The sequence below is a fragment of the uncultured Rhodococcus sp. genome (genome assembly GCF_963525155.1).
Taxonomy (GTDB): Bacteria; Actinomycetota; Actinomycetes; order Mycobacteriales; family Mycobacteriaceae; genus Rhodococcus_F; species Rhodococcus_F qingshengii.
This window is the reverse complement of record NZ_CAURKP010000154.1, coordinates 1-12221: the sequence shown is the minus strand read 5'-3', so window position 1 is coordinate 12221 and position 12221 is coordinate 1. Positions and strand designations below refer to the sequence as shown.

Genomic DNA, 12221 nt, shown 5'->3' with positions numbered 1-12221 from the left:
GCCGTAAAGGCGGGAGTCGGTGTCCGTGTCGCTCTGACTTGGAATAAGTTACGCGTCCGCCGAAGTCTTTGACAAATCCACAGGTCAGAGACTCGGAGGCATCCATTTCCCCAGCAAGATTGCCCGTTTCAGTCGATTTTCACCAATTCGGACATCATGTGACGCCGGACACCGTGGCCGGATCGGCACGCAGCGGGAACTCACACCACTTGGACTCGGATACCTGCATCCTCGAACAACGCGACTTGCTTTGCGTCTACTGCAGCATCGGTAACCAGCACGGCCCCCGGCGGTATCGGCGCCCACGCATGGAAAGGACGTTCACCGAGCTTGGCGGAGTGGGCGAGGATGTAGACCTCGCCGGCACGTTCGATCATCATTTCCTTGAGCCGGGTCTGATCGAGCTCAGCTTCACAAATACCCAGGTCAGCGGTAACTGCATCGGCACCGAGGAATGCCTTGTCAAACGACACCCGCTGCAGCGACGCTTCCGCCAATGGCCCGACGAATCCTTGACTGAGCTGCCTCAGGGTCCCCCCGAGACATTCGACTCGAACACCATCAGCGTCGGCTAACGCCTCCAGCGCCGTAAGCCCTGCAGCGATCACCGTCAAATTCGTCACGTGACGTAAGAACTCTCCCATCGCTCCGACGGTGGTACCTGCATCAAGAAGTACGGTTTCCCCGGGCCGGACCTGCTCAGCAGCCCATTCGGCGATGCCCCGTTTGGCGTCGAATCCCTCCATTGCGCGTTGACGCAAGGAGGATTCCGGATGAGGGTTGAGAGCAATCGCCCCGCCGTACGTTCGAGCAATTACTCCCTGGGCAGTCAACTGACTCAGGTCGCGACGGATCGTAGATGCAGTCACCCCGAATTGGGCAGACAGATCCTCGACACTGGCCAGACCGCTGGTGCGAGCGAGCCTCGCAATCTCCGACCGCCTCGCCTCCGACTCCCGGATGGCCATCGCTCCTCCCCCTACAAACCCTGGTGCTTACTTGGAAACAAATGTGCTGGTTGCCAATTCGGCCGCCTGCCGCAGCGCTTCGACCATACTACCGGCCTCGGCGATGCCCTTACCTGCAATGTCGAAAGCGGTTCCGTGATCGACGGAGGTACGGATGACAGGTAACCCGACGGTGATGTTGACGCCGGCCTCGATCCCGAGAACCTTGACCGGGCCGTGCCCCTGATCGTGGTACATCGCAACGATCAAGTCGTAGTCCCCACGTCCAGCGAGGAAGAATGCCGTGTCCGCCGGCAGTGGGCCGTGGACGTCGATTCCTTCTGCCTTCAAGAGTTCGACGGCGGGAATGATCTTCTGCTCTTCCTCTCCGTACCCGAAAAGCCCGTTCTCCCCCGCATGTGGGTTGATCCCGCACACGCCGATTTTCGGAGATGGATTGCCCGTGCGCACCAAAGCTTCGTGACCTCGACGAATGGTCCTCTCGACCAGGCCGGGCTCGATCCTGGCAACTGCATCGAGCAGTCCGATGTGAGTGGTCACGTGAATCACCTTGAGCTTGGGGGTCGACAACATCATCGACACCTCCTCGGTACCGGTCAGGTGCGCAAGCAATTCCGTGTGTCCGGGATAGATGTGTCCTGCCGCATGCAGCGCTTCCTTGTTCAGCGGCGCCGTGCAGATCGACTGGACTTCACCGCGTACAGCGAGTTCGCTTGCGACGCGGATATATTGATAGGCCGCATCTCCCGCGACTGCCGACAGTTCACCCCAGGCGAGATCCTCGGGTAGCAAGTCCAGGTCGATGACGTTGATCCGTCCATCGATGAATTCAGCATCCTTGATCCCCTCGATCGCGACCACGTCGACGTCGATTCCGAGCACCCCGGCAGCCAATCGCAAACGCTTCGCGTCGCCGACAACAACAGGGCGGCAACGCTTTCTCGTTTCGCCGTCGAGGAGTGCGGGGACGATCACTTCCGGTCCGACGCCGGCGCCGTCGCCCATCGTGACAGCAATCAGCGGCAGTGGAGTGGAATAGATTGACATGGGATTGACCTCGTTGTCTGAAGGAGTCACTGAAGGTGGACTGTCCGGAGCGGCGACCGGGTTGGGGTGCGCGAGAAACTTCGTTATGGAGAAAAGACTGTGTGCATTCCCGAAACTGCCTGGCCGCGTGACGATGTACCGTCCGGTGCGATCGACGGAAAGTACTGCGCCGTGTTCGATTTCGTAAATCGGTGACAGCGTGTCGATCCGCAGGCGGTCGAGAACGCTGCGCGCGGTTTCGCCACCGGTAAGTACCAGGTCGATCGGGTACTCGTCGTGGGAGAATCCTGCATCGACGGCAGCGATCAGATCGGCGAGAGCCGAAACGAGGTGGACGGATTCTGCAGGCACGACAGGTCCACTTACCGAAACCACGACGTTTCCGCGATCCAGTGCGTTCAGAATCGGAAGCGGATCGACCGAATGCGCCAGCAGCTCAGCACTGTTCACTTCGATATGGTGCGCCCCTGAATCCCGAAGCAATGCCACTTGGTCCCCGGCAGACGCATCCGCCGTCCCCACAACGACCAAGGTAAATCGAGAATCACGAAGAGATGGGCACGCGACGGGTGACTGCACGGTTCGTCGTCGTGCCACTGCCGTCGCGAGCGCCGAGGTTCCTACCAATCGAGAACCCCGAACCTCCTGTGCTGCAGCCACAATCAGTTGCAGATCACTGTCGGTCTCGACGTCGCAGATCGCCACCGACCCGGCTTCTGAGATCGACGCAAGAACCTGCTTCAACCGCCCGGAGCGAATGTCGTCCAGCGATACGCCAGAAGTGATTGTCGACGGGCCGAGCGCCTCTGCAATCGACCGAGGAGCCGGCTTCGACTCCGCGCGCCACAGGTCGGTGGAGTGCAACGCAACCCCATCGACCAACACCACGCCGTCTTGCACCGTGCGCCCTTGCCTGGGCAGTCCGGCGGCGACGATGACCGGGGATCCGTCGCGGGAGAGTTCTCCAACCTCCGCCGCTATGTTGCCCCTGAGCAGGGAATCGATCTTCTTGACGATCTCGGAGCCGCCAGACGATTGCAGAACTGATCTCACGTCACGAGAGGCTCTGGCGGGGTCGGATCGCCGTGAGTGCAGATCGAAAACCGTCACTCCTGATCCGTCGGGCGCACCTGGGCCGAGTCGAAGCGATATGCCCGAACTGCGGAGCAGAAATCCTGCGGCCGACTCCGCGGCTCCGGAAAGATCATCAGCGATGATTACCAGTGGTTTCATCGAATTCCTCGACCCCCTTTCGGTCTGAATCGAGTATGCACAGCATCGCAACCGATGCGCGAAGTACGCAATCGAAGTTACGGGACTTGCGCGAAGTGCGCAACAGTGCCATTGTGAGCTGAGTTACAAGCGAGAGCCCGACGCGATTGTTCACCAACAGTCCGCTCGGAGCGTCGCCCCCACGCTGCCCCGTCAGGATCGAAAGGTCACCGATGACCAATACTCGTTTGCGAACACCACAGCTCTCCCGGCGATCCTTTCTGCAGTTCACCGGGCTGATCGGTGGCGCAACGCTTCTGGGCACTACTGCCGCGTGCGCCGGCCCTACCGGGAAGCCGACCCAGGACACCCTGGTGCTCGGGCTCAACCGTTCGCTCGTCAGCCTCGACAACAAACTCAATCAATTCGACGCAGCAGTCACGGCTCAACGTGGCGTCAGACAAGGTCTCACCCGGATCGGCGACAATCTGACTCCGCAACTCGTTCTCGCTGACAGGTTCGAATCGACCGGCCCGACCGAGTGGACGGTTCGACTCCGCGTGGGCATCCGCTACTCCGACGGCACACCTGTGATGATCGACGACGTCACGACGGCAATGCAGATGTACCAGCAGGTCAGCGGATCCTTTGTCGCACCGCAGTTCCCCGAGTGGCCGACGGTCGTCCCCATCGACGATCGCACCTTCATCCTTCGGACGAATTCCCCGGTGCCGGTTCTGGACTCGCTCATGTCCAACATCTTGATCACCCCGGCCGCTGCCAACGAACCCAACGAACTGCAGAGCGGAATCGGGTCTGGACCGTTCGTCGTCAGCGAATCGAACCGGGGCACCGGCGATTACACACTTGTCGCCAATGACAACTACTGGGGCCCGGCCCCCGGCGTACGTCGTGTTCAGGTCCGCTTCATTCCCGAAGAGGCCGGCCGCGTCGTCGCGCTTCGGAGCGGCGAGGTCGACGTCATCGACTCGATCAGTCCCGATTCCGCCGAACAACTCGCCGACCTGCCTGGTGTCCAGGTGGACACAGTGCCGAGCACACGCATCAACCAACTGTTCTTCAACTTCCGCAAGCCCGCCGATCACCCACTGTCCAATCCGCGTGTCCGCGAAGCTCTCACGTACGCCATCGACGGTGAGTCACTCGCTCGGGACGTGCTGATCGGATCCGCAGTCCCGGCCACCGGCCCCGCACCGTCGACCTTGGACGGAGCCGTGAAAACCGGCACTTACCAATATGATCCACGGAAAGCGCGGCAAATGCTCGAGGCCGAAGGCGCCGACGACCTCGAACTCACCTTCATCTGGGAAACCGGAGAGTTCACCAACGACGTCTCGGTGATGGAATCGGTACTCGAAATGATGAAGGCCGTGGGAGTACGCGTCAAACTCCAGCAGTTCGAACCGGGCGGTGACATCTCGTCCTGGCGCCAGGGCAAGACCGGCGACTGGGATGTGCTGGGCAACGGCTACGGCAACCAGACCGGACTTGCACTGACCACGTTGCAGGGGATGTACGCCGGCACAGCGGAGAAGGAAGCAACTCGCGACACCTATCACGGGTACGTCTTCCCCGAAATCACCGCGAAGATCCAAGCCGCATCCAGTGAACCAGACCCGACCAAGCGCGCCGCTCTACTCGACGCCGCACAACAAGACATCTGGAACACCTGGCCTTGCCTGTGGAGCTTCGTACCCAACGCACTCCTTGCGAAACGCACTCGTGTACAAAATGTTTCACTGACCCCGATCAACTCCTACGACCTCGGCGCCGTCCGATTGGAGGCCTGAGGCGATGACTCTCACCGCTCCGAAACCGCAAACCGCTCTCGGAATCTCTCCGCGTCGACGCACAAGGATCAACCCGACCGTCAAATACGTGCTCAAACGTCTGGCACAGAGTGCCTTGACGATCTTCCTCACGCTCACAACAGTGTTCGTCCTGATCCGAATGGCACCCGGCGATCCTGCCTACGCCCTGGCCGGACCTCTGGCCAGCACCGAGGATCTCGCACAGATCCGTGCTGACATGGGCTTGGACAAGTCGGTGTTCTCCCAATACCTGATCTACCTGTGGGACCTCGTCCACCTGAATCTCGGCACGTCGTACTCGTTCCAGGCCCCGGCCATGGACGTTGTCCTCGGCCGACTCCCGTACACCATCACCCTTGCCGTCAGCTCCATTCTGCTGACCGCCGTGCTCTCGATTCCGCTGGGCGTGTGGATGGCCCGTCACGCGGACACCCGACGCGAACTCGGTGCGAACGTCGTAGCCGTCGGCGGGCAGTCCATGCCGGAGTTCTGGAGCGGCCTGATGCTGGTGACGATCTTCGCGGTCTTGATCCCAGTACTCCCGGCAGCCGGTTTCACCACATGGCCGTCGTTGATCCTGCCTACCGTCACCATCGCCATCCTTCAGATCGCGTTGATCTCCCGGATGGTTCGACGCGAAATGGTCTCGGCCTTCGCTTCTCCGTACATCACGGTCGCACGTTCTCGCGGAGTATCGGAACGCGAACTCACCTGGCGATATGCGATGCGCAATTCGGCGATTCCGATCGTCACCGCGCTGGGCACCAGATTTGCCGGAATGCTGAACGGCGTCGTGGTGGTCGAGGTCGTGTTCGCCTGGCCTGGTGTCGGCTCGCTGGTGGTCCGCGCACTCGAGACTCGCGACTACCCGCTCATCCAGGCCACCGTACTTGTCACCGCGGTTCTCGCAGTGCTCGTGCAACTGGCAGTGGACCTCCTCTACCCCCTCCTGGATCCACGCGTGCGACTCGGAAAGGGCGCCAACTGATGACTACCGTCTTGGAACCTCCAACAACTCCACGCGCCAGCGCGGTCACCGAGGCAGACTTCGCACGCGCCGGAGCCACGCGCCGTAAGCGAGACAGCCGAGTCAAGATCTGGGCCGGCTCGATCTGCGCGCTCCTGGTGATTCTTCCTGTTGCATTGGCCGGGCTGCTCCCCCTTGCAGATCCGAACCAGACCAACCTGAGCAGTCGACGGCTACCGCCCCTCACCGACGGCCATCTGTTCGGCACCGATCAGTTGGGACGAGATCTGCTCTCACGGATCCTGCACGGCGGCCAGGTGTCTCTGACGATCGGTATTCTCGCCGTGATCGTCTCCGGCGTCATCGGCATCGTCGCCGGATCCGCCGCGGGGTACTTCGGTGGTTGGGTCGACACCGTGATCTCCCGCCTACTCGAAGCACAGCTTTCTCTGCCTCTGCTGATGATGCTGCTTCTCGTTGTTGCGCTGTTCGGCCCGTCCATTCCCGTCATCACGTTTGTCATCGCGATCGCACAGTGGCCCGAAGTCGCACGGTTGACTCGCTCATTGGTACTCGTCGAACGCGAAAAGCCCTACGTAGCTGCAGCTCGAGTCCTCGGACTTACCCGCATGGCCATCCTGCTTCGTCACGTCATTCCCAACATCGTCAAGCAGGCATCGCTCGTCGTCCTGCTGCTGCTCGCGCAGGCCGTACTGCTGGAAAGTTCGTTGAGCTACCTCGGTGCCGGACCGCAACGTCCATTCGCTACCTGGGGACGAATCATCGCCGACGGCCAGGACTACATCACCACGTCATGGTGGATCGTCACGTTGACCGGTCTGATGATCGTGCTGCTGGTCGTCGGAGTGAACCTACTCGGCGATGGTCTGCGCGATCGTCCTGCAGGTTCGAAACGACTGGGCGCAAGCCTGTTCGGGCGTGGCAGCGCCCAGAAAGCGAAGGCGTGAGACATGGGAAATCTACTACGGGTCGACGATCTCCAGATCGAACTTGTCACGGCGAACGGCGTCATCCGAGCCGTCGACGGCGTGTCCTTCTGCATCGACGCCGGTGAAACCGTCACCATCATCGGTGAATCCGGCTCCGGAAAGTCGACGACAGCCATGGGGATTCTCGGACTGCTTCCGGACGATCTTGCGGTTCTTTCCGGGAAAGCCGTGTTCAAGGGTCAGGACATTCTCGGAAACACGAAGATCCTGAACGATATTCGCGGAAAACACATCGCGCTCATCCCCCAGGACCCGATGACGGCTCTGAGTCCCGTCCACACCATCGGCAGCCAACTTCGAGAAGCAGTGCGCCACAGCGGTGTGACCGCGAAGAAGCAACAAATCGAGCGGGCAGTGCAACTGCTCGAGCAGGTACGCATTCCGTATCCGGATCAGCAACTCGACAAGTACCCGCATCAACTGTCGGGTGGAATGTTGCAGCGCGTCCTGATCGCCGGCGCTCTTGCTGCCGGCCCCGAACTGATCGTGGCCGACGAACCCACCAGCGCACTGGACGTAACCGTTCAGGCCGGGATTCTGGATCTATTGCTCGAGTTGCAGGAGCGCACCGGGATCGGAATGCTGGTCATCACTCACGATCTCGGAGTTGCGCGGTTGGTCTCCGATCGCATCTACGTGATGAAGGACGGACGTTTTGTCGAGACCGGTAGTGCCGACGTTCTCGTCGACTCACCGCAAAGCGCCTACACACAAAAGCTTCTCGACGCCATACCTCAACTGGGGCCTTGGGACGGCGACCCCGCCCGTTCAACACAGATCGGAGCCTCGGCATGACCCGCCACGAAACGCCACTTCTCGCCGTCGAAGATCTCGTGGTCGAGTATCCGGTTCCCGACGGAGTTTTCCGAGCCGTGGATGCTGTGAGCTTCTCGGTGGAAAAGGGCAAGACCTTGGCCATCGTCGGCGAATCCGGATGTGGCAAGTCGACCATCGCTCGATCGATCGTCCGACTCCTCACACCGACCAGTGGACGCATTCTCGTCGACGGCAATGACATCGCGCAGATGTCGGAGAAGTCGCTGCGCCCCTACCGCTCTCGCGTTCAAATGGTGTTCCAAGATCCGTACGGATCGCTCGACCCTCATCTGACTGCCGAGGACATCATCGGAGAACCACTGCGCCTCAAAGGTGTTCGGAGCAAGTCTGAACGCGCAAAGACAGCAGCAGAACTCGTCGATCGCGTTGGCTTGCCCAGCTCGGCACTACACCGGCGTCCGGCGGAGTTCTCAGGAGGCCAACGTCAGCGCATCGGAATTGCTCGTGCACTTGCCAGCGGACCCGAGATCCTGGTCTGCGACGAAGCGACCAGCGCTCTCGACGTGTCGGTGCAAGCGCAGGTACTCGAACTCCTACGTGAAATTCAGGCCGATACCGGTCTGACGTACGTTTTCATCTCACACAACTTGGGCGTCGTCCGAGAAATCAGCGAGACCGTAGTCGTGATGTCGAAAGGAACCATCGTCGAATCCGGTTCCACAGACACAGTTCTCGCCAGTCCGCGCGAGCCGTACACCCGCGCACTACGAGGCGCTGCTCTCGATCCCACCACCATGGTCGGCATCAAACCACGCCACGTGGTGGCAGCCCTGTCCAAGAACTTGCTAGCCAAGCAGACCGAATCACGAGGAGTTGCCTGATGACCGCCCCACTCGAGCTTCCGAAACTGGTGCTCGGCACCATGACATTCGGAGACACGGTCGACATATCGGGCGCCGGATCGATGCTCGACGCAGCACTAGGCGCCGGTATCTCTCACATCGACACGGCCAACGGCTATGCGGGCGGCGAGTCCGAGCGCATGCTGGCAAAGCTGCTCCACGGCCGACGCGATTCCGTCACTCTGGCCACCAAAGCGGGAATGCCGCATCCCGATGCCGGTGACAACAGCCCACTCTCGGCAAAGGGGCTCCGAGCAAGCATCGAAGGAAGCCTGCGCAGACTCGACACGGACTACGTCGACCTGTTCTATCTCCATCAGCCGGACCGAACCGTCACGCTGACCGAAACTCTCACCACCGTCGCGGAACTGGTTGCCGAGGGCAAGCTCCGCACACTCGGCGTATCCAACTTCGCAGCGTGGCAAATCAGTGAAATCAACTACACCGCAGACACAGTCGGAGCTCCCCGACCGATCGTCGCACAGCAGCTCTACAACTTGCTCGCACGTCGCATCGAAGAAGAATACGCAGAATTCGCGGACGTGACCGGACTGACCACCATGGTCTACAACCCACTCGGTGGGGGCCTGCTCACGGGGCGCCACACCTTCGAGGAAAGTCCCGCCGACGGCCGATTCGGCGACTCACGTCTTGCGTCGATGTACAAGGAGCGATACTGGAACACACAGATATTCGACGCGATCGCTCAACTGACGGCAATCGCAGAGCAGTCGGGCATCTCCCTGACCGAGCTTGCGTTGCGCTGGCTGGTCAGCAAGCCCGTCGCCGGATCGCTGCTCCTCGGAGGATCCAAAGTAACGCACCTCGAATCCAATATCGCGGCCATCGGGCGAGGTCCACTCGACGCCTCGACCGTCGAAGAGTGTGATCTCGTCGGTGCCGCCCTACGAGGCCCCATGCCCAACTACAACCGCTGAAACACCCGACCTTCATCAGGAAGAGTTCTTCACTATGTCAGCACAGGAATTCGCCGCACGCATCCGAGGACGCGAACGCATACTCGGATATTGGTCCGTCATCGACAGCCCGATCTCGACCGAATGGATCGCGCACGTCGGCTGGGACTACATTGCCCTCGACATGCAGCACGGCCTGATCGGCTATTCGGGGATGGTCGCCGGGCTCACCGCCATCGACTCGTCACCGTCCACCGTCGGGATGGTGCGCGTCGAGGCAAACAATCCGACGCCCATCGGCCGTGCACTCGACGCGGGCGCTGTGGGCGTCATCGTTCCGCTGATCAACAACGCCGAAGAGGCAGCGGCCGCCGTGGCAGCCGCCAAGTATCCGCCTTTCGGCATCCGCTCCTACGGACCCATGCGCTCGCAACTCCGTATCGGCCCCGTTCCCGCCGACGCGAACCGCGACACCGTTGTATTTGCGATGATCGAGACCCCACAGGGTCTGGCGAACGTCGAAGAGATCTGCGCAGTGCCCGGATTGGACGGCGTGTACGTGGGGCCGTCCGACCTACGAATCGCCGTCGGAGGTAAGCACTCCAACGATCCGGACGTCGCCGAGGAATTCGAATCAGCGCTCACCAGGGTGCGCGAAGCTGCCGCCGTCAGCGGAGTCGCTGCGGGAATCCACACACCTTCCGGTCAGGTTGCGGCACAACGGCTCGGGGAGGGCTACACGTTCGCGACCGTGGCCTCGGACCTGACACATCTGGCGAACATCTCGGCTCAGCATTTGGATGCCGCCAAGTCCTGATCCGGGTACAAAAATGGCGATGCTCCCGCACTTGGTACGGGAGCATCGCCATTCTCGAACGAACTATCTCTGAATCGCCTTGATCTCGAGGAACTCTTCGAGCCCGAACGTGCCGGCCTCGCGCCCGACGCCCGACTGCTTGTACCCACCGAACGGAGCATTCGTGTTGAAGGCGCCGCCGTTCACCTCGACCTGCCCGGCACGCAGTTGCCGTGCGACGCGATCCGCGCGATCGGGGTCACCTGACCAAACGCCACCGGCCAGTCCGTACTCGGTGCCGTTGGCGATCCGCACTGCGTCGGCCTCGTCTTTGTAACCCATGATCGAGAGGACCGGTCCGAAGATCTCCTCGCGCGCAATGGTCATGTCTTCGGTCACGTTCGCGAACACCGTCGGACCGACGAAATATCCACTGGCCAGTCCGGTTTCGCGACCGTCGACAACCGCGGTGGCACCTTCCGACACACCTTTCTCGATGTATCCGCGAACGCGTCCCAGTTGATTCGCGTTCACCAGAGGACCAAGCACCGAAGTCGGCTGAGTCGGATCACCTACCGGGAAATGAGCGGCGACCGCAGCAGCAATTGCCGCTGCCTCATCCACCTTCTCCGCGGGAACCAACATACGCGTCAGCGCCGAACAGGTCTGGCCCGAGTTGATGAAGCACTTTGCGACGCCGTCCGTGACAGCCTTTTCGAGATCGGCGTCGTCGAGAATGACGTTCGCCGACTTGCCACCCAGCTCGAGCGAGACCTTCTTGATGGTGTCCGCGGCAACGATGGCCACTCGCTTACCTGCCCGAGTCGACCCGGTGAAGGAGACCATGTCGACTTCCGGGTGGCCGGCGATGGCTTCACCCACTACCGGGCCGTAGCCACTTACCAGGTTGAATACACCTGCAGGCAAACCAATTTCGTCGAAGATGTCAGCGAGAGCGTACGTGATGAGTGGCGCAACCTCGGTGGGCTTGAGAACCACGGTGCAGCCCGCCGCGAGCGCACCGCCGACCTTCAAGACAACTTGGTGGAGCGGGAAGTTCCAGGGAGTGATAGCGCCGACAACACCCGCAGGTTCTCGAACAATCAGCGAATTTCCGACCTCGTGAGCGTCGAAATCATAAGTGCGCGCCAATTCGGCAAATGCATTCAAATTCGCGAGCGGCATTCCGATTTGTACAGGCTTCGCGAATCCGATCGGCATGCCCATATCCTGCGAAACCAGCGCCGCAAGATCATCGGTGCGTTCGGCAATTATCGAAGCAGCTTTGGAAAGATATTCGGCGCGCTCGCCGCCCGATAGTGCAGACCAGGCCGGGAACGCATTTCGCGCTGCCTTCGCAGCCGCATCGACATCTTCGACAGTGCCCTCGGCGACAGTTCCTATCAGTTCTTCGGTAGCCGGATTGAGAACGTCGATCCGACCGCTGCCAGTGGATTCGATCCAGGCGCCATCAACATAGATTTTGGTGCGGTCGAGAATATCGGTCATCGAAGCCTCCGTAGTCATCACGCGTGCACAGGTGAGGTGGGCCCGATCACACGGGGCACCTCTTCCGAGCCTAGCCACGCTCGACGGGTTCCGTGGCAGGTTGGTGTCGCGATTGACGTTCCACTGACGAGACCTGTGGTGCGCGCACGCTTTTCAGTGATGGTGTGAACGTACCGTTCCCCTCGTCCAAGAGGGTGAGCGTGTCGTTCACTCGATGCGGGGGTGCCGGGGGGGGTGCGTTCGGGGGTTGGGGGGGGGGGGGGGTGTGGGGACGAGACCGCCCC

The 12221-nt window shown here is 61.1% G+C and carries 10 protein-coding genes; 7 read left to right on the top strand and 3 right to left on the bottom strand.

Annotated features, from left to right (window positions below; genetic code table 11):
• Nucleotides 1-200 precede the first annotated feature (200 nt).
• A complete protein-coding gene (locus RWT78_RS23225; RefSeq protein WP_003941419.1) occupies nt 201-968 on the bottom strand; it encodes a DeoR/GlpR family DNA-binding transcription regulator in 768 nt (255 codons plus the stop codon).
• A 27-nt stretch (nt 969-995) separates the two neighbouring features.
• Nucleotides 996-3248 (bottom strand): 4-hydroxythreonine-4-phosphate dehydrogenase PdxA, encoded by a 2253-nt coding sequence (gene pdxA, locus RWT78_RS23220; protein WP_314681186.1) that lies wholly within the window; start codon nt 3246-3248, stop codon nt 996-998.
• Between the two features lie 212 nt (nt 3249-3460).
• Between pdxA and RWT78_RS23215 the strand changes: the two genes are divergently transcribed.
• Genes RWT78_RS23215 through RWT78_RS23185 form a run of 7 tightly spaced genes read left to right on the top strand, consistent with a single transcriptional unit; the run spans nt 3461 to nt 10449 of the window.
• The gene (locus tag RWT78_RS23215) at nt 3461-5038 is read left to right on the top strand and encodes an ABC transporter substrate-binding protein (RefSeq protein ID WP_314681183.1); all 1578 of its coding nucleotides are present in this window, start codon (nt 3461-3463) and stop codon (nt 5036-5038) included.
• 4 nt (nt 5039-5042) lie between these two features.
• Nucleotides 5043-6047, top strand: a complete 1005-nt coding sequence (locus tag RWT78_RS23210) for an ABC transporter permease (protein WP_007732496.1) — start codon at nt 5043-5045, stop codon at nt 6045-6047.
• Nucleotides 6047-6994, top strand: a complete 948-nt coding sequence (locus RWT78_RS23205; protein WP_003941426.1) for an ABC transporter permease — start codon at nt 6047-6049, stop codon at nt 6992-6994. Before RWT78_RS23210 ends, RWT78_RS23205 begins: the two co-directional genes overlap by 1 nt.
• A gap of 3 nt (nt 6995-6997) precedes the next feature.
• Nucleotides 6998-7831 carry an ABC transporter ATP-binding protein gene (locus RWT78_RS23200; RefSeq protein ID WP_007732500.1) on the top strand — a complete coding sequence of 278 codons (834 nt, stop codon included), beginning with the start codon at nt 6998-7000 and terminating at the stop codon, nt 7829-7831.
• On the top strand, nt 7828-8694 hold the full coding sequence (locus tag RWT78_RS23195; RefSeq protein WP_065455884.1) for an ATP-binding cassette domain-containing protein: 867 nt from the start codon (nt 7828-7830) through the stop codon (nt 8692-8694). The genes RWT78_RS23200 and RWT78_RS23195 overlap by 4 nt, the downstream gene beginning before the upstream one ends.
• Nucleotides 8694-9653, top strand: coding sequence for an aldo/keto reductase (locus RWT78_RS23190; RefSeq protein ID WP_314681172.1), 960 nt, complete (start codon nt 8694-8696; stop codon nt 9651-9653). The genes RWT78_RS23195 and RWT78_RS23190 overlap by 1 nt, the downstream gene beginning before the upstream one ends.
• Nucleotides 9654-9687: 34 nt before the next feature.
• The gene (locus tag RWT78_RS23185) at nt 9688-10449 is read left to right on the top strand and encodes an HpcH/HpaI aldolase/citrate lyase family protein (protein WP_007732505.1); all 762 of its coding nucleotides are present in this window, start codon (nt 9688-9690) and stop codon (nt 10447-10449) included.
• A 63-nt stretch (nt 10450-10512) separates the two neighbouring features.
• On the opposite strand, the gene RWT78_RS23180 is transcribed toward RWT78_RS23185, so the two are convergent.
• Nucleotides 10513-11937: an aldehyde dehydrogenase family protein gene (locus RWT78_RS23180; protein WP_314681167.1), complete on the bottom strand. Its 1425-nt coding sequence runs from the start codon at nt 11935-11937 to the stop codon at nt 10513-10515.
• Between the last annotated feature and the right edge of the window lie 284 nt (nt 11938-12221).